Source organism: Arthrobacter sp. 35/47, assembly GCF_000520475.1.
GTDB lineage: Bacteria > Actinomycetota > Actinomycetes > Actinomycetales > Micrococcaceae > Arthrobacter_D > Arthrobacter_D subterraneus.
The window spans coordinates 2,817-26,585 of sequence record NZ_KI914602.1 but is presented as its reverse complement, the minus strand read 5'-3'; the positions used below and the strand labels follow the sequence as shown (position 1 = coordinate 26,585).

The 23,769-nt window shown below is 66.7% G+C and carries 21 protein-coding genes and 1 pseudogene; 3 read left to right on the top strand and 19 right to left on the bottom strand.

All coding sequences use genetic code 11. The features are described from left to right. From X803_RS21515 to mfd, 9 genes and pseudogenes are all read right to left on the bottom strand, one after another. A pseudogene (locus X803_RS21515) lies at positions 1 to 247 on the bottom strand (aldehyde dehydrogenase); the annotation flags it as partial. Next, positions 244 to 1,719, bottom strand: a complete 1,476-nt coding sequence (locus X803_RS0110435; protein WP_026545094.1) for an aldehyde dehydrogenase family protein — start codon at positions 1,717 to 1,719, stop codon at positions 244 to 246. The pseudogene X803_RS21515 and the gene X803_RS0110435, both read right to left, overlap by 4 nt. An 11-nt stretch (positions 1,720 to 1,730) precedes the next feature. After that, positions 1,731 to 2,747 (bottom strand): deoxyribose-phosphate aldolase, encoded by a 1,017-nt coding sequence (deoC, locus tag X803_RS0110430; protein WP_035778609.1) that lies wholly within the window; start codon positions 2,745 to 2,747, stop codon positions 1,731 to 1,733. A 174-nt stretch (positions 2,748 to 2,921) separates the two neighbouring features. After that, on the bottom strand, positions 2,922 to 3,836 hold the full coding sequence (locus X803_RS19230; protein WP_051470658.1) for a S24/S26 family peptidase: 915 nt from the start codon (positions 3,834 to 3,836) through the stop codon (positions 2,922 to 2,924). 1 nt (position 3,837) lies between these two features. Continuing rightward, positions 3,838 to 4,389: a TasA family protein gene (locus X803_RS19225; RefSeq protein ID WP_051470657.1), complete on the bottom strand. Its 552-nt coding sequence runs from the start codon at positions 4,387 to 4,389 to the stop codon at positions 3,838 to 3,840. After that, on the bottom strand, positions 4,376 to 4,978 hold the full coding sequence (locus X803_RS19220; protein ID WP_051470656.1) for a signal peptidase I: 603 nt from the start codon (positions 4,976 to 4,978) through the stop codon (positions 4,376 to 4,378). Before X803_RS19220 ends, X803_RS19225 begins: the two co-directional genes overlap by 14 nt. Further along, entirely contained in the window at positions 4,975 to 5,523 is a 549-nt protein-coding gene (locus tag X803_RS21080; protein WP_051470655.1) for a hypothetical protein, read from the bottom strand. The genes X803_RS19220 and X803_RS21080 overlap by 4 nt, the downstream gene beginning before the upstream one ends. Before the next feature lie 42 nt (positions 5,524 to 5,565). Further along, positions 5,566 to 6,117 carry an alternate-type signal peptide domain-containing protein gene (locus tag X803_RS19215; RefSeq protein WP_051470654.1) on the bottom strand — a complete coding sequence of 184 codons (552 nt, stop codon included), beginning with the start codon at positions 6,115 to 6,117 and terminating at the stop codon, positions 5,566 to 5,568. Positions 6,118 to 6,395: 278 nt separating this feature from the next. After that, the gene (gene mfd / locus X803_RS0110405; protein ID WP_026545092.1) at positions 6,396 to 10,010 is read right to left on the bottom strand and encodes a transcription-repair coupling factor; all 3,615 of its coding nucleotides are present in this window, start codon (positions 10,008 to 10,010) and stop codon (positions 6,396 to 6,398) included. Positions 10,011 to 10,195: 185 nt separating this feature from the next. On the opposite strand from mfd, the gene X803_RS0110400 reads away from it, so the two are divergent. From X803_RS0110400 to nhaA, 3 genes are all read left to right on the top strand, one after another. Continuing rightward, the gene (locus tag X803_RS0110400; RefSeq protein WP_026545091.1) at positions 10,196 to 10,693 is read left to right on the top strand and encodes a DUF2505 domain-containing protein; all 498 of its coding nucleotides are present in this window, start codon (positions 10,196 to 10,198) and stop codon (positions 10,691 to 10,693) included. Further along, a complete protein-coding gene (locus X803_RS0110395; protein ID WP_026545090.1) occupies positions 10,693 to 10,914 on the top strand; it encodes an SCO4848 family membrane protein in 222 nt (73 codons plus the stop codon). Before X803_RS0110400 ends, X803_RS0110395 begins: the two co-directional genes overlap by 1 nt. Positions 10,915 to 11,123: 209 nt before the next feature. Further along, entirely contained in the window at positions 11,124 to 12,476 is a 1,353-nt protein-coding gene (gene nhaA, locus X803_RS0110390) for a Na+/H+ antiporter NhaA (protein WP_026545089.1), read from the top strand. Positions 12,477 to 12,608: 132 nt separating this feature from the next. Here nhaA and sufU read toward each other — a convergent pair whose 3' ends face one another. The 10 genes from sufU to pth form a co-directional block, all read right to left on the bottom strand. Continuing rightward, positions 12,609 to 13,082 carry a Fe-S cluster assembly sulfur transfer protein SufU gene (sufU, locus tag X803_RS0110385; protein ID WP_026545088.1) on the bottom strand — a complete coding sequence of 158 codons (474 nt, stop codon included), beginning with the start codon at positions 13,080 to 13,082 and terminating at the stop codon, positions 12,609 to 12,611. Next, positions 13,079 to 14,380 carry a cysteine desulfurase gene (locus tag X803_RS0110380; protein WP_026545087.1) on the bottom strand — a complete coding sequence of 434 codons (1,302 nt, stop codon included), beginning with the start codon at positions 14,378 to 14,380 and terminating at the stop codon, positions 13,079 to 13,081. The genes sufU and X803_RS0110380 overlap by 4 nt, the downstream gene beginning before the upstream one ends. A gap of 62 nt (positions 14,381 to 14,442) precedes the next feature. Then, positions 14,443 to 15,087 (bottom strand): cation efflux transmembrane domain-containing protein, encoded by a 645-nt coding sequence (locus tag X803_RS19210; protein WP_051470661.1) that lies wholly within the window; start codon positions 15,085 to 15,087, stop codon positions 14,443 to 14,445. A gap of 98 nt (positions 15,088 to 15,185) precedes the next feature. Next, on the bottom strand, positions 15,186 to 16,061 hold the full coding sequence (locus X803_RS0110370) for a F510_1955 family glycosylhydrolase (RefSeq protein WP_051470653.1): 876 nt from the start codon (positions 16,059 to 16,061) through the stop codon (positions 15,186 to 15,188). Between the two features lie 84 nt (positions 16,062 to 16,145). Next, entirely contained in the window at positions 16,146 to 16,595 is a 450-nt protein-coding gene (locus tag X803_RS0110365; RefSeq protein WP_026545085.1) for a DUF305 domain-containing protein, read from the bottom strand. A 10-nt stretch (positions 16,596 to 16,605) separates the two neighbouring features. Continuing rightward, on the bottom strand, positions 16,606 to 17,016 hold the full coding sequence (locus tag X803_RS0110360; protein ID WP_026545084.1) for a four-helix bundle copper-binding protein: 411 nt from the start codon (positions 17,014 to 17,016) through the stop codon (positions 16,606 to 16,608). Positions 17,017 to 17,083: 67 nt separating this feature from the next. Continuing rightward, the gene (locus X803_RS0110355) at positions 17,084 to 17,497 is read right to left on the bottom strand and encodes a hypothetical protein (protein WP_026545083.1); all 414 of its coding nucleotides are present in this window, start codon (positions 17,495 to 17,497) and stop codon (positions 17,084 to 17,086) included. 246 nt (positions 17,498 to 17,743) lie between these two features. Next, positions 17,744 to 20,440 (bottom strand): helix-turn-helix transcriptional regulator, encoded by a 2,697-nt coding sequence (locus X803_RS0110350; protein ID WP_026545082.1) that lies wholly within the window; start codon positions 20,438 to 20,440, stop codon positions 17,744 to 17,746. An 8-nt stretch (positions 20,441 to 20,448) separates the two neighbouring features. Continuing rightward, positions 20,449 to 23,076, bottom strand: coding sequence for a helix-turn-helix transcriptional regulator (locus X803_RS0110345; protein ID WP_026545081.1), 2,628 nt, complete (start codon positions 23,074 to 23,076; stop codon positions 20,449 to 20,451). 339 nt (positions 23,077 to 23,415) lie between these two features. Then, positions 23,416 to 23,769: aminoacyl-tRNA hydrolase (pth, locus tag X803_RS22790; protein ID WP_035778588.1), on the bottom strand; the 354-nt coding region annotated here is incomplete at its 5' end.

Here is a 23,769-nt window from a genome sequence, read left to right as displayed (position 1 = left end):
TCTCCGCGATCCGGTACAGCACCTGCCCGCGGTTGTACCCGGTGGTCCCGGACCAGCCGCTGACGGCGGCGCGGGCGGCCACGACGGCGTCGCGGGCGTCCTTCCGGGAGGCCTTCGCGGCGTTGACTGAACTCACCGAAAAGCTCCCCTTTGTGGTTGCCACCTCATACACACGCCCGGATTCGCTCCGGATGAACTTGCCGCCGACATACAGCTTGTAGGTCTTCGGAACAGCCAGCCGGCTCATCGAGCATCTCCCTTGAAAGCAGACGACCCCGCAAAAGCAGACGGCGCCAGGTACGCGTGCAGGCCCTGCTTGCCACCCTCGCGGCCGTAACCGGACTCCTTGTACCCGCCGAACGGCGACGCCGGATCGAACTTGTTGAACGTGTTGGCCCAGACGACGCCGGCGCGCAGTTTGTCCGCGACCGCAAGGATGCGGCTGCCCTTGTCCGTCCAGATCCCCGCGGAAAGGCCGTACGGGGTGTTGTTGGCCTTTGCGATCGCCTCGGCCGGGGTGCGGAACGTCAGCACGGACAGCACCGGCCCGAAAATCTCGTCCCTCGCGATCCGGGAACTCGTGGAGACGTTGGTGAAGATGGTCGGCGGGAACCAGAATCCCTCCGACGGCAGGTTGCAGGCCGGGCTCCAGCGTTCGGCGCCCTCCTGCTCACCGATGTCGGAGAGCTCGCGCATCCGGCCCAGCTGCGAGGCCGAGTTGATCGCGCCGACGTCGGTGTTCTTATCCAGCGGATCCCCCACGCGCAGGGTGGCCAGGCGGGACTTCAACCGCTCGACGACGTCGTCATGGATGGACTCCTGCACCAGCAGACGTGAACCCGCGCAGCAGACCTGCCCCTGGTTGAAGAAGATGCCGTTGACGATCCCCTCGACGGCTTGGTCGATGGGGGCGTCGTCGAACACGATGTTCGCGCCCTTCCCGCCGAGTTCGAGGGTGAGTTTCTTGGACGAGCCTGCCGTGGAGCGGGCAATCTGCCGGCCCACCGCCGTCGAGCCCGTGAATGCAACCTTGTTCACGTCCGGGTGGTTCACCAGCGCGGACCCGGTGGCGCCGGCTCCGGTGACAATGTTGACGACGCCGGCCGGCAGGTCCGCCTGCTGCAGGATCTCCGCGAACAGCAGCGCCGTCAGCGGGGTGGTCTCGGCGGGCTTGAGCACCACCGTGTTCCCGGCAGCCAAAGCCGGGGCGATCTTCCACGCCAGCATCAGCAGCGGGAAGTTCCACGGGATCACCTGCGCGGCCACGCCGAGCGACCGCGGATTCGGCCCCAGCCCGGCGTACTCCAGCTTGTCCGCCCAACCCGCGTAGTAGAAGAACCAGGCAGCCACCAGGGGAATGTCGACGTCGCGGCTTTCCTTGATCGGCTTGCCGTTGTCCAGGCTCTCGGCGACGGCGAGCTCGCGGGCACGCTCCTGCACCAGCCGGGCAATGCGGAAAAGGTACTTCCCGCGGTCAGCACCGGACATCCGCGACCACGTCTTCTCATACGCACGGCGGGCGGCGACGACGGCGGCATCCACATCCTGCTCATTGGCGCAGGACACGGTGGCAATGTGCTTCTCGGTGGCCGGGGAGATGGTGGTGAAGGACTCCCCGTTGCCGGGGACGAACTCACCGTTGATGAACAATCCGTACTCATCACGAAGGTTCAGGATCGCTGCCGACTCGGGCGCGGGAGCGTAGTCGAGGAAAGTCATGGCAGGTCCTTTTAGTCGATCGTGACGTAGGCCGGGCCGGAATAGCGGCCGCTGGTGAGCTTCTGGCGCTGCAGGAGCACATCGTTGAGGAGGCTCGAGGCGCCGAAGCGGAACAGGTCCGGCTGCAGCCACTCCTCCCCCACAGTTTCCGCGACAGTGACCAGGTACTTGATGGCGTCTTTCGACGCCCGGATCCCGCCCGCGGGCTTCACGCCGATCTTCTCGCCCGTGAGGCGGTGCCAGTCACGGACCACCTCGAGCATGGACAGCGTCACCGGCAGGGTGGCCGCCGGAGTGACCTTGCCCGTGGACGTCTTGATGAAGTCACCGCCGGCCAGGATCGACAGCCAGGACGCGCGGCGCACATTGTCATACGTGTTCAGCTCACCGGTTTCCAGGATGACCTTCAGGTGCGCATAGGTACCATCCGGACGCTTGCACGCTTCCTTGACGGCGACGATTTCGTCGAACACCTGGCCGTACCGGCCGGAGAGGAACGCGCCGCGGTCGATGACCATGTCGATCTCGTCGGCTCCGGCAGCAACGGCGTCGGAGGTGTCGGAGAGCTTCACGGACCGGGACGCGCGGCCGCTCGGGAAGGCGGTAGCCACCGCAGCGACGTTGATGCGGCCGGGGGCGCCGTCGTCGTGCGCGGAACCCAGCGCCTCCACAGCGTGCGGCACCATATCGCCGTACACGCACACCGCGGCGACGCGCGGAGTGGACATGTCATCGGGATCCGGGACCATGGCCTTGGCCACCAGCGAGCGCACCTTGCCCGGCGTGTCAGCACCCTCAAGCGTGGTCAGGTCAGTCAACCGGATGATGGTATCCAGCGCCCAGGCCTTGGAGGTGGTCTTGATCGAGCGGGTTCCCAGGGCGGCGGCGCGGGCCTCCAGGCCCACGGCATCAACGCCCGGAATGCCCTCGAGGTAGCGGCGCAGGCTGCGTTCGGTGAGATCGCCACCGATCACTTCCAGGGCCCTCGACGCCGGTGCAACGGTGGTTCCGGCGCGCGTGGTTTCCATGGTCACAGGTTCTCCATACTTCTACTCGCTGCCATGCACGGAACGGTTCCCGCCGCACCCTCTGTTGGTGGTTAGCCTGGGTATCGATAGCGCCGGGACAGGTGGTCGGACCCGCATGGACGCTACGACTTTACCACCGGGTAACCGCGGCGGCGCGCCCTGTCCACAGGCAAGCTACAGCACCGTGCACGTCACGCTGCCGCCCATCCCCTGCCCCTGGTTCTGGACATTGACGCGCAGGGCTGTGGACGTCCAGCCCAGGTAGCCGGCCTGAATGGTGACGGTGGCGCTGGCCCGGTCCAGCAGGATCGACCGGACTGTGGTCTGGACGGCGGGGTTGCCGTCAACCCGCACGGAGTAGGCGCTCCCTGGTCCGGCGTAGGACCATTCGAGGAGGATCTTCGGCCCGGAACCGCCCGGATTCTGAATCGAGCACACGGGCTGGTAGGGCGCGGGCAGCGAGGCCGCCGAAAATGAAGCCGCAGCCGTCGCCTTCGATGTGAACGCCGCACTGGCGGGATCCGCACCGTGCAGCGCACCGCCATACAGGGCGCCGCCAGCGAGCAAGAGCACACCGGCCGTGGCAACACTGGCGGTGGGCAAACCCGGCTTCGGTTCCCGCTTCACCCCGAACGCCACATACAGCAGGTAGGCGGTGAAGAGGCCGCCCACAAACACGGCCGTGGGGCTGCTGAGCCAGGCCACCGCGTACCCGAGCAGCGGCGCGGACCAGAACACGCGGTCCACTTCGGTGACCGGGTAGACCTCGGCGTCAGCGACGTCATTGGCGTCGCCCTGCAGGGTGAGCTGCGCGTACCCGGCAGCCGGCTCTACCGCCACAACCCGGTGCGTAATCCGGGTTCCGGTGGAGTTCTCGGTGCTGACGATGTCGCCCGGACCAATACCGGAAGCCTCAACCGGAATGCTGAGCGCCAGACCGCCGGTGGGAATGGTGGGATCCATCGACCCGGAGGTGAAGATGAGCGGCTTGATCCCGAAGAGAACGGCCGCGAGCGCCGCCAGCAGGCACAGCGATCCGAGGACCGCCCCGACGGTGAGCGCCGCATTCTGGATCCGGTTGAGGCCCATGTCAGCCGGCCTGGTTGGCAGTGAAGGTGAGTGTCGCCGTCGTGCTGGTTCCCTGCAGGGAGTTGTCGGCGGCAGCCGGTAGGCTCACGCGGATGCAGAGCTGTTCAGCAGCGGCGGGCGCCAGCGTCCGGGCTGAGGCCAACGAACTGCCCGCCAGGGAGGCCGATCCCAGCGGCAGTGCCGTGCCCGCGCAGTTGATCCCGTCCGCGGCGAGGCCGCCGGGTGCTACGGAGATGGTGAGCGCCGTAGCCAGGGCGGCGTTGCCGGTGGCCGTCGTGGCGAAGTTGTAGGCGTACGGCAGTGAGCCGGTGTTCGCGACCGTCAGCACGGCGGCCTTCGCCGATCCCGGGTACATGTTGGTCATGGTGAGGGAGGTGAGGTCCACGGCGTCGTCCGCTTCGCCGTTGAGCGTGAGGTCAAGGGTGCCGGCGGAGAACTGGGCGGTGGCGGTGGCGGAGTCCGTCCATGCTGCGAGGGTGCCTACAGCCCCGAACCCGGCCACGATCCCGAGGGACAGCAGCGCCCGGAGGCGCACTGAGTCAAGCTGTCGCATGGTTGCGCTCCTCTTCCGTCGTGGTGTTTTCGGTCGTTTTGTTTCCGGTGCCGGCCGCTGAACGCTTGCGGGCCCGTTCCACCGCCGCACCGGTGAACATTGACGCGGTGTATCCGAACAGCAGTACGACGGCGGTGCCCACAGCCCAGATGCGCTGCTCACCGGTCAGCCAGCCGTTGACGTATCCGGCGAACGGGATGCTGTACCAGACGACGCCGCGGATCTGCTCCGGCCGCACCTGCTCCGCGTCCGGCACGGGGCTGGCGTCGCCCTGGGTGGTGAAGGTGACGCCGTTGCTGCCGGAGGTCCGGGCGATGATCCGGTGGGTAATGACGGCCGGTTCACCGGAGCGGATCTGGTAGGTGATGGCGTCCCCGATTCGCAGCTCACCGGCGTCGGCGTTCCTGGTGACCACGAGGCTGCCGGGCGGCATGCCGGGCTGCATTGAGCCGGTCAGGACGGTGTAGGCACCGGATCCGAGGGTCTTCGGAAGAACCACCATGGCCGCCAGCAATCCCAGCACCGCCAGCAGGCAGGTCCAGGACAGCACTTGTCGCACCCACCACATTCCCCCGGTTTCCTGCCTCATTGGACCTGATCCCCCCTGAATGTGAATGTTGCTGCGGTGGTGCCCTGGGCCGCTTCGATCGGTGCGTCGGCGTTCATCGCGACCGTGATGCACAAATCAATAGCCGACGACGGCGCCAGCCGGCTCCCAGCGAATGCTCCGCCTGTGAGCGGACCCAGGTACAGGGTGGCGGCACTCGCCGGGGTGGTTCCGTTGCAGACCGGGTCATCGGTGACGATCAGGGTGAGCGCTGCGGCGAGCAGGCTGTCGGCCGTGGTGGATGTTGCTGTTGCCACGTCCGCGAGCTGGTAGAGCATCTCCGCGGTCCCTCCGTTGCGAAGGGCCAGAGGCGCGCTGACCGAGGCGCCGGGTGCGAGGTTGTCGGTGCTCAGCGTGGTGAACACGTAGCTTTCGGGAGATCCGCCGGCGAGCAGTTCGAGGCTTCCGGTAGTCACGGATCCGGGGTTCAGCGCCGCGTTATCCTGCCAGAGGGCTCCGGTGCCGCCCGCCGTCCCAGCGACGACGAGCAGCACCGCGCCGGCTGCTGCAATCCCGATCTTGCCCATGATCCTGCACCGTTCCTCGCCCCGACTGCCGGTGGTGTGTGGTTAGGACTGCGTCAGGACGACGCCCACAGTGCCAAGGTCAACGACCAGGTCCTGGGCTTTCTGAAGATCCGCATTCAGGGAGACCGTGACCGTCAGCGGAATCTTGTAGGTGTCGGCTTCGTCGAAGGAAACCACACCGGTCGTTCCATCCACCGCGAGCTTGTTGTCCACGTTTGTCCCGGTGATTGCTGCGTAATCCGGTTCGCCCAGCGTGACTGTGACGTACTGCGATACATCTTGGGAGTCGGCAATCGCGGTGAGTCCATCAGTGACGCTGAATGTTCCCTCCAGGTTGTCACCTTCGGCCGTGACAATGGCGTCCACCGTGTATGTCAGGGCATCGCCGGGAACCATATCGAAGTCAGCGATGCTGATCGCAGTGCCGTCCTGCGCCCAAGCTGCATTCTCCAACTCGAGGTCGAGCACACCGGTGGACACGTCGCCTGCGTCCACTGTCTCCTGATCTTTCCAGGTGGCGTACGTGCCGACGCCGCCGAGAAGAAGCGTGCCCGCTGCAGCGGCTGCGAGGGTTCCTTTGGTTACCTTATTCATGACCGAGACCTTTTCCTGAAGTTTGCCGACTGTTCAAAGCGTCCCCAGTGCCCTGACGCCTATAAGCAAACCTATGGATGAAACTTCAAGGAAAAGTTGGGTGAATACCGAATGTTCGGCGAAGCTTTGGGTTTCGGCTGCTCAACGAAAGCCCGAAGCCCCATTCTCAGGACCGGACGCGCAACGGCAAACCCCGGAAGATTCGTGCACGTCTGGCGGCTTCCGACGGCCCGAAGCCACCGGACGTGCGCAAAAGTTCCCGAAGAGGACCGGGAAAGCTACCCCGTGAACACTGCATCCACTACGCCCTGCGCCCACTCGAGGATCGCGGCGTCGGCCAGGTCCCGGCCTCCCACGGAGGACGTCTTCGGCTTCGGGATCAGCGCCGCGTTCATCGCCGGCTTCACGGAGGCCCCCGGGTACATCCGCTTCAGGCGCATCTCCTTGGACTCGGGCAGGTTGGCCGGCGCGAACTTGATGAAGTTGCCCTGCATCGCGACGTCGGTCAGTCCCACAGCACGCGCCTGAACCCGGAACCGCGCCACGGCCACCAGATTGACTACCGGCGCAGGCAGGTCGCCGTAGCGGTCCCGAAGCTCCTCGACCACCTCGTCAATCGCGGCATCGGTCACACACGACGCGAGCTTCCGGTACGCCTCAAGCCGCAGCCGCTCCCCCGGCACATAGTCGTGGGGCAGGTGCGCGTTGACCGGGAGCTCTATCTTCATTTCGGCGGCCTTCTCCTCGGCCTCGCCGCGGTAGTTCGCCACCGCCTCACCGACCAGCCGGATATACAGGTCAAAGCCGACGCCGGCAATGTGCCCGGACTGCTCCCCGCCCAGCAGGTTACCCGCACCGCGGATCTCGAGGTCCTTCAGGGCCAGCTGCATACCGGCGCCGAGCTCGTTGTGCGACGCCACCGCCTTCAGCCGCTCCAGCGCCACCTCACCCAGCGGCTTCTCCGACGGGTACAGGAAGTACGCGTATGCCCGCTCGCGGCCACGGCCCACACGGCCGCGCAGCTGGTGCAGCTGGGACAGGCCATAGTTGTCCGCCCGGTCCACGATCAGCGTGTTCGCGTTGGAGATATCCAGGCCGGTCTCGATGATCGTGGTGCAGACCAGCACGTCGAACCTCTTCTCCCAGAAGTCCACGATGATCTGCTCCAGCCGCGACTCGCTCATCTGCCCGTGCGCCACCGCAACACGCGCCTCCGGGACCAGCTGCTGCAGGTGTGAGGCCGTCCGGTCGATCGAGGACACCCGGTTGTGCACAAAGAACACCTGCCCCTCGCGCATCAGCTCGCGCCGGATCGCCGCGGACGTCTGCTTGTCCGTGTACGGGCCCACGTAGGTCAGCACCGGGTGCCGCTCTTCCGGCGGCGTGGCCAGCGTCGAGGTCTCGCGGATCCCGGTCAGCGACATCTCCAGCGTCCGCGGAATCGGGGTCGCACTCATCGCCAGCACATCCACATTGGTGCGCATCTTTTTCAGCGCTTCCTTGTGTTCGACGCCGAACCGCTGCTCCTCGTCCACGATCACCAGCCCGAGATCCTTGAACTGCACCTCGGTGGACAGCAGCCGGTGCGTACCGATCACGACGTCGACCGCACCGCTCTTCAGCCCTTCCACCGTCTCCTTGGACTCCTTGGAGGTCTGGAACCGGGACAGCGCACGGATGCGCACCGGGAAACCGGAGAATCGCTCGGAGAACGTCTCGAAGTGCTGCTGCACCAGCAGGGTGGTGGGCACCAGCACGGCCACCTGCTTCCCGTCCTGCACAGCCTTGAACGCGGCGCGGACGGCGATTTCCGTCTTGCCGTAGCCCACGTCGCCGGAGACCAGCCGGTCCATCGGGACTTCCCGCTCCATGTCGGCCTTGACCTCGTTGATGGTGGTCAGCTGGTCGGGCGTCTCGATATACGGGAAGGCCTCCTCCAGCTCCCGCTGCCACGGTGTGTCCGGGGCAAACGCATGCCCGCGCGACGCCATCCGCGCCGAGTAGAGCCGGATCAACTCCCCGGCGATCTCCTTGACGGCCTTGCGCGCCTGGCTCTTGGTCTTCGCCCAGTCGGAGCCGCCCATTTTCGACAGCGCGGGCGTATCCCCGCCGACGTACCGGGTCACCTGGTCCAGCTGGTCCGTCGGCACAAACAGCCGGTCACCCGGGGCACCGCGCTTGGACGGCGCGTACTCCAGCACCAGGTATTCGCGGATGGTCTTCGTGGGCCCCGCGCCGGTGGACCGCTGGATCAGCTCGACGAACCGCGCCACACCGTGCTGCTCGTGCACCACAAAGTCGCCCTCGCGCAGCTGCAGCGGGTCGACGGCGTTGCGCCGCTTCGAGGGCATCTTCCGCATATCCCGGGTACCGGCGGCCGACGTCCGGCCCAGCAGGTCGGCCTCGGTCAGCAGCCCGAGCTTGAGCCCGTCCAGGACAAATCCACGGCCGGCAGCCGCCGTCGTGATCTCGATGATGCCCGGTTGCGGCGCGCCGTCGATGGAGTCAACGCGCGACGCCGGAATGTCGGCATCGTGGAACAGTTCGGCCAGGCGCTGGGCCGGCCCGGGACCCTCGGTCGCGACGACGACGCGCCACTGGTCGCGCACCCTGCCGCCGAGAAACTCCATCATTTCCGCGACGTCGCCCTGGTACCCGCGCGGTTCACGCGCGGCGACGGTGAAGCTGTCGACGTCGGTGAGCAGGTCATCGGACCCGAAGGATGTGATCGACCACCAGGCCACATCGTTCGCCAGCGCGGAGGAGCGTGTGTCCATCAGAGACCGGAAACTCGCCGCCTCCAGGTCCGCGCCCAACTGGCCGCTCAGATCCACGGGCGCCGCACCGCCGTCGGACGCTGTGGCCCAGGCGGCCTGGAGGAACTCCTCGTTGGTCGCTTCCAGGTCATGGGCGCGCGTGCGCACCTTTTCAGGTTCGACGACGACGGCAATCGACCCGGCCGGCAGCTCGCCGACAAACGGCACCATGGCATCGACCAGCACCGGCGCCAGCGACTCCATGCCCTCAACGGCGATGCCGCCGGCGATCTTCTCGAGCATCCCGGCCGCGGCGGGCAGCTGGGGGCGCAGGTGGGCGGCCCGGGATTTGACCGACGGCGTGATCAGCAGCTCCCTGCACGGCGGCGCGTACAGCTCGGTGGGCGCGCCCCGGTCCCCGTCGACCGGCAGCGAGCGCTGGTCAGCGACGGCAAACCAGCGCATCTGATCCACCTCGTCGCCGAAGAACTCGATGCGCAGCGGATGGTCCTCCGTGGGCGGGAAGACGTCGATGATGCCGCCGCGCACCGCGAACTCGCCGCGATGGGACACCATGTCGACGCGCGAGTAGGCGGCGTCGGCGAGCGCACGGACCACGTCGTCGAAGCCGCGTTCCTCCCCCACTTTCAGGGCGACCGGCTCCAGCTGTCCGAGACCGGCGACCAGCGGCTGCACCACGGCGCGCACCGGCGCGGTGATCACGCGGATCGGATCGGCCCCCGGGTGGGCCAGCCGCCGCAGCACCGACAGCCGCCGGCCGACGGTGTCGGAACGCGGCGAGAGCCGCTCGTGCGGCAGGGTTTCCCAACTGGGGAACTCTTCAATGGACGACGCCGGCAGGTAGCTTCGCAGGGCAGCCGCCAGGTCCTCAGCCTCCCGCCCGGTGGCGGTGACGGCCACGACAACCGGGGTGCCGCCGTCGTCGTCGTGTGCCTCGGCGAGGCCGTCCACCATTTCCGCGAGCAGCGCGGCGCGCAGCCCGGTGGGGGCGCCGATCTGCAGGTCGGTGCTGCGTCTGGAACCGGAACGGGACGCGTTGGCGCGCACCCGGGCAAAGGAGGGGTCCTCCTGCAGGGCGGCGCGGAGACCGTTGAGGGTGGGTCCGGTGGGGGCCATGGCGATCCTTCAGGGTCGTGGGCAGCACAAAAAGACAACACGAAAGCCCGAAATTCTCAAAGAATCCCGGGAGTCGGCGTTAACACTACCGCGCAGCGGTGACAGACGACGGCCCGGGGAACCGGCTGCCGGGCAGGCTCACATAGGATGTACGGGACTCAAGACCAACAACCTCCGGAGGATTCGTGGCACTCAGCGCCTCAACCACCCTGCCCTACGACGTTGCAACGGTGACCGATGTTTTCACCGATGAAGCGTTCCTGAAGCACACCAGCGAGCATGTCGGAGGGGAGCTGAAGTCCCTGACGGTCGACGGCGATACCTCCGCCGCCTTCACCCTCACCGCGGTGCGCACGCTGCCCACCACCCGTCTGCCGGATTTCGCCCGCAAGTTCGTCGGCGACAGCCTGACCGTCACGCAGACCGAGAACTGGAGCGCTCCCCTGGGGGACGGCTCCCGTGAGGCGAAGGTGTCCATGAGCGTTGCCGGTGCCCCCGTGAATGTCGACGCCGTCCAGCGGCTCATCGCCGAAGGCACCTCCACCCGCGTGGATGTCGAGGGCAATGTAACCTCCTCCATCCCGTTCATGGGCGCGAAGATCGCCGCCGCTGCGGAGCCGTACATCGGCAAGGCCCTCAACATCCAGGCCGCCGAGGCGAAGAACTGGCTGGAGAGCCGCTGATGGAGCTTCCCCTTCCCCTGTCCATTGTCCTGATCGTCTCGGGCCTGTGGTCCCTGATTGTCTGGCCGCCGTTCCTGCGGCGGGTCTTCAAGGACCCGCGGTCGCGGGACGAGCGCGGCGCTGCCACCCGTTTCCTCAAGGTCCACTTCATGCTGGTGAGCACCTCGATGATCCTGGGAGCCGCCACCCTGGTGATCGGATTCCGCACCCTCGCTGCCTGAGTAAACACTCTGGCCGCAGCAGCACCCTGGCTGCCTAAGTAAGCGCCGCCCTGGGCAGCACCCTTGCCGCCTGGGGGAACCGCTGCCTGAGTGAGCGCCGCCTGAGTAACATGCGTCACTCCGACCAGACTCCCCTGCTAGGGTTTTAGCAGTTGGTGCGCCGGGAAGTCTGGTCGGCAGTAATTTTTCGTGCCCCGAAGGAGTAGCCCGTGTCAGAACTGCAGCCGAACCAGCCCAAACGCGCGTTCAGCCGTTCCAGTTGGCTGGAATATCAGCGGCTCAGCGAGATCCTCCGCAAGGAGACGGTCGGCGGCATCCTGCTGATCATCGCGGCCGCACTGGCCCTGATCTGGGCCAATTCTCCGTTCGCCGACAGCTACTTCGCGCTCCGCGACTTCGAGTTCGGCTACGAGCCATGGCACCTCAAGCTTTCCGTGGGCCACTGGGCGGCGGACGGCCTGCTGGCGATCTTCTTCTTCCTGGTCGGCCTGGAGCTCAAACGGGAATTCGTTGCCGGCGACCTGCGTAGCCCCTCCCGGGCAATAGTCCCGGTGGCCGCGGCCGCAGGCGGCGTCATCGTCCCGGCCCTGATCTACGTCCTGGTCAACCTGAACTCCCCCGAGACCCTGCGGGGCTGGGCCATCCCCACCGCCACCGACATCGCGTTTGCGGTAGCGGTCCTCGCCGTCATCAGTTCCCACCTGCCGAGCGCCCTCCGGATCTTCCTGCTGACGCTGGCCGTGGTGGACGACCTCATCGCCATCGCGATCATCGCCTTCTTCTACACGGAAGAGGTGGAGTTCACCTTCCTGCTCCTGACCCTGGTGCCGCTGGCTCTCTTCGCCTTCCTCGCGCAGAAGAACCCTAAGTTCTTCGGGAAAAAGACCCCTGCAGCCTGGTTCATCCTCCTGCCGATCGGGTTCGTCGCGTGGGCGTTGATGCACGCATCGGGCGTCCACGCCACGGTGGCCGGCGTGCTGCTCGGCTTCATGGTTCCCGTACTGCGCATCGGCAAGGGCGGAAAGTCCGTCATGCCCAAGCCGAACAAGCCGGGACTGGCGGAAACCTTCGAGCACCGGTTCCGTCCGCTGTCGGCCGGCGTCGCTGTCCCCGTCTTCGCGTTTTTCTCAGCCGGCGTGGCTATCGGCGGGGTGGAGGGATTTGTCTCCGCCTTCAGTGACCCGGTGACCCTCGGCATTGTGCTCGGTCTGGTGCTGGGCAAGCCCATCGGCATCCTGCTGACCACGTGGATTGTCACCAAGACCACCAAGGCCACCATGGATCCGGACCTGCGCTGGGTGGACCTGCTCGGCGTCGGGCTTCTGGCCGGCGTGGGCTTCACCGTGTCGCTGCTGGTCAACGACCTGAGCTTCCCCCAGGGTTCCCCGGAGAATGACCATGCCAAGGTCGCCATCCTGGCCGCGTCCCTGACGGCCGCGATCCTGGCCACCGTGATTCTGCGCTCCCGCAACAAGCGTTACCGCCGGATCGAGGAAGCCGAGAAGGTGGACGCCAACCAGGACGGCATCCCGGACCTCTTCGAGGACGGGAACCGCCGCTAGCCGCACCAGACATGCCCACCGAAGCGCAGGTTTCGGTGCGAAATGTCTGTCCATTCCCACCGAACAACCCGATTCAGTGGGATCGACGGGACATGCGCGCGTCAACCGAGCGGGACGGACGGAGCGAACGGGTCACCCGTTGGCCGCGAGAACCGCTTCCTCGAGGGCCACCCAGGCGAGCATGGCGCACTTCACGCGGGCCGGGAAGCGGGACACCCCGGCAAACGCGGCTGCATCCCCGAGGACCTCCTCGTCAGGGACAACCGTCCCGCGAGAGCGCATGAGTTCCCGGAACCGGTCCAACTGCTCCATCATCTCGTCGCGGGTGCCCCCGCTGACCAGTTCGGTGAGCACGGAGGCCGATGCCATGGAGATGGCACACCCCGCACCCTGCCACGCCACCCGCTCAATCCGGGATTCGGCGAGCCACACCCGGAGGGTGATCTCGTCCCCGCAGATGGGATTGAGCTGATGAGATTCCCCTGTCGACAAGCTGGACAACGCTGAATCAGCGTCCGACGACGGCTCCAACGTCCCTTGCCCCACCCTCCGTTTGGAGTGGTCGAGGATGATGTCCTGGTACAGGCTCTCGAGGCCGCCGCTCATGCCGACGCTCCGAAGAACGAGCGGACGTCGGCGACGGCCGCGAGGAACGCGTCCACCTCGTCCGTGGTGTTGTACAGGTAGGTGCTGGCGCGGGTTGAGGCGGTCAGCCCGAGCCGCCGGTGCAGCGGCTGGGCGCAGTGGTGGCCCACCCGCACGGCGATCCCGCGGGAGTCGAGGAACTGGCCCACGTCATGGGAGTGCACGCCGTCCACGTCGAATGCGGCCAGCCCAATCCGCGGCTGCCCGGCACGTGGACCAAGCACCCGGACCCCGTCAATCTGCTCGAGGCCTGCGACCAGCCGCTCCCCCAGCAGCCGCTCCCATTCCTCGATCCGGTCCATGCCGGTCTCCACGAGGTAGTTCACTGCCGAGCCCAGGGCCACCGCCTGGGAAATCCGCTGGGTGCCAGCCTCGAAGCGTGCCGGCGGCGGCAGGTACTCGGCGCGTTCCATGGTGACGGTGGTGATCATCGACCCGCCGGTGAGGAACGGCGGCATGGCGTGCAGGTGCTTCGACTTCCCGTACAGCGCCCCGATCCCCGTGGGGCCCAGCATCTTGTGCCCGGAAAACGCCATGAAGTCCACGTCGAGTGCGGCAACATCGACGGGCAGGTGCGGCACCGACTGGCAGGCGTCCAGGACGGTGAGCGCGCCGACACCGCGTGCCAGGGACACCAGTTCCGTCACCGGGTTGATGGTGCCGAGGACGTTGGACGCATGTGTGAACGCGAGCAGCCGGGTGCTGCCGTCAATCACGGAGGCTGCCTCCTCCAGGCGGAGGGCGCCGTCGTCGTCCACGGGAATGAACCGCAGGGAGGCGCCGCTGCGCGCGGCGAGTTCCTGCCAGGGGATCAGGTTGGCGTGGTGTTCCATTTCGGTGACCACAATGGAATCGCCCGGGCCCAGCGCATACGGGCGGGCGTCGGCGCCGCCCAGGCCCTGCGAGGCGTTCGAGAGGCTGTAGGCCACCAGGTTCAGGGCCTCCGTGGCGTTGGAGGTGAAGACGATCTCCTCCGGCGAGGCGCCGATGAAGGAGGAAACGGTGGTGCGTGCGGCCTCATAGGCGTCGGTCGCCTCAACCGCGAGGGTGTGTGCGCCGCGGTGCACCGCGGCGTTGCGCTGCTCGTAGTACTCCTGCTCGGCCTCGAGCACGCTCACCGGGTTCTGGGAGGTGGCTCCGGAGTCGAGGTAGATCAGCGGCCGGCCGTTCATATCGGAGGAGAGCAGAGGGAAGTCGTTGCGGATGCGGCTCACTTCGTCGTTCGAGAGCGGGTGTGATGGTGCAGACAGGATGGGCATGAAACTCCCTCGACAGCGAATGTGCGCTATTCAGTCTACTGCCGCTGTGCGGCGCTGGGCGGTCAGGAGCCGCAGCAGGAGCAGCCGCCCCCGGATTCCGCATCGCGCTCGACGGGAGCGAGCGGGTTCGCGCAGCACGCGTCTCCCTTCCAGGCCTCCCGCCCTTCCTTGACAGCCCACCCGGCAATCACCAGCGCTGCCAGCGGATCAGCCCAGGACCAGCCGAAGAGACTGTTGAGGAGCAGTCCGGCCAGCAGCACCCCGGAGAGATAGGAGCAGATCAGGGTCTGCTTCGAGTCGGCCACCGCGGACCGCGAGCGGAGTTCCCGGCCGGCACGCCGCTGGAAGTAGGACAGCAGCGGCATCACGCCCAGGCTCACGGCGGCGAGTGCAATCCCCACCGGTGAGGGATCGGCCTCGGCGCCGGTAACGAGTGCGCGGACCGCGTCGAACCCGATAAACAGCGCCAGCCCGAAGAAGGAGAACGCGATGAACCGCAGGGCTGTCTTTTCACGCCGCTCGGGATCCGGCGCCGAGAACTGCCACGCCACCGCAGCCGCGGAAGCCACCTCAATCACGGAATCCAGCCCGAAGGCGATCAGCGCGCTCGACGACGCCACCGCCCCGGCGGCGAGCGCCACCAGCGCCTCGATCACGTTGTAGCTGATGGTCGCGGCAACGAAGAACCGGATGCGGCGAGAGAGCACTGCCCGCCGACCGGCGGACGGACCCCGGTTAGCGGACGGACCCCGGTTAGCGGACGGACCCCGGTTGGCGGACGGATCCTGGCCGGCGGACGCTGCACTCACTGGTGGCTTGACCTGATATTCGTGAACGTGCGGCCGTTGTCATTGGACACCTGCACGCTGTCCGCGGTTGCCACCCAGATTCGGAGCGTGGAGTCGTCGAGCATCTGGGCGTCGATGGCCGAGGCTTCCCCGGGCACGGTTCCCTGCTCGGCCCAGGTGAGCCCCGCATCCTCGCTGGTGAAGATCCGGCCGTCCGGGGTGATGCCTGCGGCCTGTCCCTCGGACAGGGCGGTGAGCATCAGCAGCGGTGCGTCGGGCACGGCGGACCAGGTGGCGCCGTCGTCGGTTGAGCGCTGCAGGCCTTCCTCGGTGGTGGCAAGGACCGTGCTTTCCCGCGATGCGCCGGCCAGGTGGTAGGGCTGAAAGTCCGACTCCGCGGCCTCCCACTCCGTGCCGTCGTCGCTCACGAGCAGTTCGCCCTCGAACCCGACCACTGCCGACGCCGTCGCGGCGAGCGCATGGAAGTCCGATTCACCCTGCCGCGACAGGGGCTCCCACGTTTTGCCCCCGTCCGTGGAGCGGATCAGCCCCACCGGATCCGGGAGGTCCGAGTCCGGGCCGGGATGCCCGGAAGCGTAGAAGTCGCCGTTGGCCGCCTGCGTGAACCCCATCAGGTCGATCGTCGGCCCAATCTGAACGACCGGCGACGCCGAGACATCAAACAGTCCGTCATGGGTGGCCAGGAGCACCCGGTTGGTGCCCGGGTCCACGCTCATGCCGTGGATGTGGCCTGCGGGGTAGCTGTGCCCGTCGGCGGCGTGTTCGGTCGGTGCCTCCTGCGGCGCGGCCGCGGAACAGGAAGCAAGAAAAAGCACGACGACGGCGGCGCCGGCTGATCGCGTTACCCGCCAGGGGCGGGACAGTGGAAGCACGGAGAACCCTTCAGTGTCGGATGCATCGGAGGCGGTGAACGCCAGGGACCGCGGTTCAGCACCGCGGCCCCTGACATTTTCTCACTACTCGGATTCGTACCGCTCAAGGATGGATTTCATCTGGGCTATTTCCTTCTGCTGGGTGTCCACGATCTCTGTGCACAGCTCCTCGATTTCCCGGTCGGTGATGTCCGACTCCTGACAAACCAGGATGGCCCGGGAGTGGTGCGGAATCATCGACTTCAGAAACTGCTCGTTCCCGACGAACGTCTCGGTCCGTCCCAGCGCGAAGACGCCGACAAACAGCAACGCGAAGCCGGCCAGCATGGCGATGTTCGCTTTCCTGTTCTGGAACATCGCCCACATTCCGATAACCATGACCACTGCCATTCCGGACACCATGAGCAACGCCATCCAGAAGTTGCTCAGGTTGTAATAGAAGTGGTCGACGGTGCGGACCATTGACATCGACAGCGTCCACATCACCGCGAGGCTGACCAGGAGGATGATGCCGAATTTTACGTACATCCGCATGGCGCCTCCTCTAGTTCAGTGTCGCGAGCAGTTCCTCGCAGGCCTTCTCGCAGCGGCGGCAGGCCTCGGCGCAGACCTTGCAGTGCTCGTGCATTTCGGCATGGCCTCCGCACTCGTCGCCGCAGGCCTTGCAGGCAGTGCGGCACGCTTCGAGGACCGCACGCGTGAGGTTGGCGTCATACCCCGTGTGGCGGGAGAGGACGTTGCCGGTGGTGGCGCAGATGTCCGCGCAGTCCAGGTTGGTCCGGATGCACTTGGTCAGCTCAGCGACCATATCCTCGCTGAGGCAGGCGTCGGCGCAGGCCGTACAGGTCTGCGCGCACTCGAAGCACGCCTCGATGCATTCGGCGAGCTTCGCACGGTCCACTCCCCCGAGATCCTTGGGGTAGGTGTCCAGCATGGCTGCTACATGGTGGGTCATTTCATTCTCCTCATCCAGTGTCGGTTGATACGTGGCGGGCGCGCGGAAAAAGCGCGCAGGAGAGAATTTATGTCCGGCAGATGGACAGGGCCGTCAGCGACGGCGTGAGATGGTCGCGTTTTTCCAGTGCGGGCGTGAACGCCCCGGGAGGCGGCTCACCGTCGTCGGGCGCTGTCAGCAACGCTTCCACCGCCGGGAGGAAGGCAGCCGGTTCAGCGGGCAGTGCCCGCTGTTGGACGACGACGGCGTTCGGCGAATCGGACTGCTGGTAGCAGCATGCCTTCGCCGACGGCGATCCAGCAGGGACGGGCATGTCCATGGCAACCCGAGCATCGTTGGCCGTCGGTGCGCCGTGGTGCTCCATCTGGAGGCAGAGCGCTGCGGCGGCAGAGGTGGTGAAGGCGACCAGGAGCGAGAAGCAGAGCACCGCACGCAGGATGGTGCGGACAACGGGCGCTGCGCCGTTCTGCGCCTTCCTCACGAGTAATTCACCCCCACACGTTCCGGTTCCTTGATTCCACCATAACGAACCGTAAGTAAGCTGACTAGTTCACTGGGTGGCGGACCCGAGGGGTGGGGGCCCCCGAGGGGTGACGGAGCCGACGACGGCTGGGGACGAGCCTTAGTCTGGGGAAGGCTTCGACGTCGCCGGCTCCACTGATAACTCTAGGGAGACTACCTACCCATTACCTGAGTACTAGGTACCCGACTTTGGGGCGAAAAGTACTCACCCGGTACTCGAAGAATCGGCCCCCGGAAGCTCCTCGCGGCGGGTGATTCCGAGCTTCGCGAAGATCCGGTAGAGGTGGCCCTCGACGGTGCGGACGGAGACGCCCTGAGCATCCGCAATCTCCCGGTTGGAGTAGCCCTTGCCGGCGAGTTTGGCGATATCCCGCTCGCGCTGCGTGAGCTTGGCGGTGGAACGCACGGCCTCGAACTGCGGGCTTTGCAGACCCTCGAGCTGCCCGATGATGGTGTTGAGCTTCTGCTGCACCGTCCGCGACTTGTGCTCCTCCCCACGCTGGGAGAGGTACCGCACGGCCTTGCCCAGACACTCGGCGGCGATGAGCAAATACCCGCAGGACTGGGCAAGCTCGGCGGCGTCCATCAGCGCGGCGGGGTCTTTCCGGACCGCGGCGTTGGCCATCGCCGTCAGCACAGCCCCTTCCGGTCCCTCGAACGTCCGTGCCAGCCGCGCCAGCGGTTCGAAGCAGCGCTCGTCTCCCAGCCGCCCGGCAAGTTCAAGCGCGACGACGGCAAGCACAGTCATGCTGTCTGCCTCCGCCTTCCTGGCCAGCACATGCAATTCCTCGATGCTCCGGGCGGCGCCCTGGAACAGCGCGTTGGCAGCGACAACGTGCACCTTGCCGAGGAGCCGTGCCTGCATGGTCCCCAGGCTGGCACACCCTTCGAATTCGGTGGCGTACCCTCGGGCACGGGTGGTGTCCCCCACCATGGTGCAGGAGAACGCCGCAAGGCCCAGCGCCATGGGCATCAGCTGGTTGGAGTCGGACTCCCGCAGGCCCTCGACCCCGAGGATCAACGAGGTGCGCGCGCTAGACATGAGGCCTTTCCGCAGCGCGATGAGCCCCTCGGACAGTTCGGTGATGCCGGTGAAGGAGGTTGGCCCGCTCGGCTTGGAGCGGACCAGTGTGTCGAGGAGCTCCTCGATGTCATCCCACAGGCCGGCATGCGCCAGGGAGGTGAAGTGGCGGGTGAGCACAAATTCCGTGTGCCCTACGAACTGGTTCCCGTGGGTCGCGATGATCTGCAGCGCCTCGCCGCTGGCGCGGGTCCCTTCGAGCGCCCGGCCGGTGGATCCAAGTGCCTCTCCGAGCAGGCTGAGGCCGGCAAGCCGGACCTCGTCCGTACAGTACCGGTCGGCGAGGACGTCGCGTAGGATCGCCTCCGCCTCACGGAACCTGCCCTCATAGTTGAGGGCAAAACCCTCCATGATCCGGTACCCGTTGCGGGACACGGCCAGGCCTAGTCTGATCTGCGGATCGTCGGGGGAATCCGCTGCCGCGGCGATGCGCTCGGCGATGTGTTCCCAGCGGACGACGTCGGCCCTGATCTGATTGGGGGCATCCTCGCCGCGGACCCGCAGCGCGATGGACAGCAGTGACGCTTCCTTGGCCAGGGTGAAGCCGGTGCACTGGTCCAGCACTTCATCGACAATCTCGCGGGCGTAGGCAAGGTGCCCCCGCGTCATCTGGGCACGCGCAATCTCCACGAGGGCATTGCCGCGCAGCTCCGGGGTGTGGACGGCGCGTGAGGCACGCAGCGCAAAGTCGGCGTCGTGCAGCCGGTTGGCCACCACCGCCGCCCGCAGCAGCGTCTTGTCATCCGGCGGGAGCCCGCAGTCAAGCCCCCAGGCCACAAAGCGGAGGAAGCCGTCAGCGGTGCTCGATTCCTGGTCGAAGACGTCCAGCACCTTCCGTCGGATGGTGAGGCTGCGCCCGGCGGGGACATCCTGCCGGATCACCTCCCCGTACAGCGGATGGCTGAGGGTGACCAAGCGTTCCCGGCCATCGGCGATCGAGATCAACCCGTCATCGTGGAGTTCCGAGACGCCCAGCCGGTCGGTGCAGTGCACCAGTGCATCGAAGGGCATGGGTTCCGCGAGCGCCAGGGTCTCCAGCACCGACATCTGCGACGGCGTCCTGCGGCGGAAGCGGGCCTTGATGAGGTCGATGAGGCTGACATCGAGCGGCGGCGCCGGACCCACCAGGCGCCAGACCTTGTTCCGCACACCGAGATAGCCGGAACGCTTCCCCTGCCGCAGGAGCGCCAGCAGGAACATGGGGTTGCCGCCGGACATCTTCGCCAGAGTGGCGCTGACGCTTGCCAGGACGTCGCCCCCCAGTTCCCGCCGGCAGAGCTCGTGTACCTCCAGATCGGTCAGCGGCCGGACGTCGTACCGGCGCAGCAGCCCGTCCTGCTGCATGGCGCTGAATTCCGACGTCGGGCCGGGTTTGTCGCGTGCCAGCGCCAGGAGCCGGGCGCGCCTGCCGGCCACCAGCTGGGACAGCAGCACGCTGGTGCTGTCGTCGAGTTCGTGGGAATCATCCACCAGGAACAGCGGCGTCTTCTTGCTGCCGTTGGAACTGGATTCGATGTGCGACATGAGGCTGCGGTACACCGCAATGGAGGAGCCGACGTCGTTGATTGACAGTGAGTGCAGATAGGGCGAGAGCGCCCCGAAAGGGACCTTGCGCAGTGAGGGGCTCGCGGAGACGGGCAGCAGGGACACGTTGCCGTCCAGCTGCTTCGCCACGGTCCGGGCAAGCGCGGTCTTCCCGACGCCCGCCTCGCCGATGAGGATGGCGCCCAGATACTGGGAGCCGCTGAGCGCAGAAACGACCTCCTCGACAAGGTCGTCACGCCCAACCAGGTCCTGCCCGCCGTCGATGTGTTCCCCCATGGTCCGCCTTACTCCAGGAGGAGAGCGAGCTGGCTACGCGAAGACACCCCGAGTTTCGAGTAGAGCCGATAGATATGACCTTCGATGGTCCGTACTGAAACGCACATGACCTGAGCTATATCACGGTTGGTGTGGCCTTGGGCAGCCAGGACCGCGATGCTACGCTCCCGGTCGGTGAGGGATTCCAGTGCGCCGCGCCGCCCTGTGACCCCGGGCGCTCCGACTCCGCGCAGCACCCTGTCCGCTTCCGTGACGGCCACCTCTTCGCCGCTTTCCTGGGCCAGGTGGGCTGCGAGCCGGGCAGCGTCGGCGGCCAGCCGGTGGTTCCCGAGTTCCAGAGCCTTTTGGGATGCGAGCAGCAGTTGGTGCGTGTCCTTGGAGGCGATGCCCTTCCCGTACAGGGCGCAGACCTCGGCGAACGGCCCCTGCGAGGCGAGGGCGGAGGAGAACAGCCGGTCCGCCGCGGACTCCAGCCCCAACTGCACCGCCTGGCACAGGAACAGCAGTTCGTGGCCGATGTTCCCCAGTGCGTGGTCTTCGTCCGCGAGCTCCAGCATCCGCTCGGCCACCTCCACCGGAGCCTTGGTGGCAAGCATGGCGAGCGTGGCGAAGTATTCGGTGGCCCTGGTGTTGTGCCAGGACATGCGGTTGTGGCGGTGGTCGGTCCGTCCCAGGTGCTCCTGGGCTGCCCGGGCTTCGCCCACCAGGGCGTAGGCGTAGGCGGTGGTTGCCTCGGCGATGGGGAGGGTCTGCTGCCGGTCGCGCACCCGGATCTGGCTGAGCGCGGGGAGCAGCTTGTCCAGCGCCTCCGTTCCACGTCCCGCGTAGGCCAGCAGGCACCCTTCTGCGAATTCCGACGCCGAGCCGTCATAGGCGCTTTCCTTGCCGTGGTTGGCAGGTGAGGCAGCCATCTCGATGCACTCGTTCCACCGGCCGGACAGGACCATCAGTTTGAAAATCCGGGCCATGGCGGCCTCCTGCAGGAGGGTGTCACCGCCGCTGTCCACCAGACGTGACAGCATCGAGGAAGCAAGCCGGACGCCGTCGTCCTGCCGTCCGGTCATGGCGAGCGCCTCCGCCACCCAGCCCAGCAGCCCGTGGTTCTGCAGCTCGCTTGACCGGTCCAGCAGGAAGTCGCTGTACTCCTCCAGCAGCTCGGCGTAGCGGCCGTTGTGAACGGCGAGTTCCGCGGCCAGCATGTCAGTCTGGTTCACGAGGGCTTCAATGTCCGGGGCGCCGGTTTCCACGCTCAGCCTGCGGCGGATCTCCGCCAGGAGCGGCTCGGCTTCGGCGTGCCGGGAGGGGTTCCTCATCAGGAGCCGGCACTGGAGGAGACCCACCTCGACCCAGTCGTGGAGTTGCGGTGCAGCGTGGGTTTTCAGGAACTGGTCAAGGACCAGCAGGCCGCCAGTTGTGTCGCCGTCCACTCCGAGCGCGTGGGCTTCCTCGATGACCGCCTGCGGTATGGCGGAGTAGTTGGGGATGGCGTGGATGAAGCGCAGCGCCGACTCCCCCTCGCGCAGCCGGTTGGCAAGCCGGGCGGCATCGATCAGGGTCTCGGCGTCGATCTCCGCGCCGATCTCCAGGCACCAGGCGGCGTAGGACATCCGTGTGATCGCCGGCATGCTGGCGCCCCTGGTTTCAGAGGCGATGGCCCGCATCAGCTCCCGGCCGCGCCCCAGCGGCACCTGTGACCGGACCACTTCGCTCACCAGTCCGTTGGCCACCCGGACGTTGGGACTGTCGCCGTGCTCCACGTCAATGGCTTTCCGCTCCTGCAGCGCATCCAGAGCCGACGACGGCACAAACCGGAGCAGCAGGTCCAGCGGTGCAACACCCACCACTGAAATGAGCTCCAGCGCCTCACGCTCTTCGGCGGGCATGCGGCGCAGGCGGACCATGATCCAGTCGGTCATGGAGCGCCGTGTCTTGGGCACCGAGAGCGGCTTGGCCACCCACACGCCGTCGCGTTCCAGCATCTCGCCGGAATCCACCTGCTCGCGGGTCAGCGCCTGCAGGAAGAGCGGGTTGCCGCCGGTGGTGTGCCACATGCTCGCGGCAGCGGCCCGGGACACCGGGGCATCGAGGGCTGCGGAGAGCAGCCTGGTGGTGGCGGCGAGGTTCAGCGGTTCAAGGTCGATCCGGCGCAGCACACCGTCCTTCCACAGGTCGCAGAATTCCTCCGGCGACGCATCGATGGACTGGCAGATGGCGATGAGCTTCACCGCCCCCACCCGGACGAGGTGAGCGAGGGCCATCGCCGAGGAGGAGTCGAGTTCCTCGAGGTTGTCGGCGAGGATCAGGGTTTGCCGGCCGTCCTCGCGCCGGGCATAGAGTTCCTGCAGTCCGCGCAGCAGCATCAGGGGGTTGCCCACAATCGCGTCGTCGAGATCGCTGAGCACAAAGCTGAGGGCCCCATAGGGCATTTTCGATGCAATGGCGGAGCCGCGGACGTAGACCAGCTCAAAGGAGTCATCCACCTCGCGGGCAATCCGCTGGGCCAGGGCGGTCTTTCCCACGCCAGACTGGCCGGTGATGATCACACCGCGCCACGCGCTGTCCAGCAGTGCGTCGCGTGCCTCTGCCAGCTCCGGGTCCCGGCCTACCAGGGGCCACTCACCGTGGACGTTCAGCATCGCCGCACCCCGGCTCGTCGAAAGTTTCCATCCGGTGGCCGTACGTCATCGCCCTGCGGTGCTGACAGTGGCCCGTCAGCACCGAGCGTCAAGCAATCATCCATCGAGTCCGCCCCAACACGTCATGCGCTAGGCCCTTAGACTACGCCCGGACGGGCCGGGTTGCACCCATTGTTTCCTTGATTAATCAATAAAATGGAGGAAAGGGAGAAGGGTACAAAAAAGGGACCGACGTTGGGATGGGGGTGGCCCAGTCTCAGAGGCCGCCCAACGTCGGCCCCCGCTTTTGGGGCCATCAGGCCATGCAGTCCGGTGAGGAACTGCGTGAACAGTTTACCGCTACTTACCCGCAGAATGAAACTTCTGCTGGGCGGTCAGCAAACCGTCCAGGACAACGCTTTCGACGGCGTCGGCCGCCTCCTCCAACAGGATAGGGAGGTCTTTCTTCTCGGTGGGACTGAAGTCCTTCAGCACGTAGTCGGCGGCTTCCTGCCGTCCCGGAGGGCGTCCGACGCCCACGCGCACCCGCAGGTACTCCTTGGTGCCGAGCGCCTTGCTGATGTCGCGGAGGCCGTTGTGCCCGCCTTCTCCCCCGCCGATCTTCACCTTGATGGTGTTGAAGGGGATGTCGATCTCGTCATGCACCGCAACCACGTGGTCCGGCTCGATCCCGTAGAACTTTGCCAGCTGGGA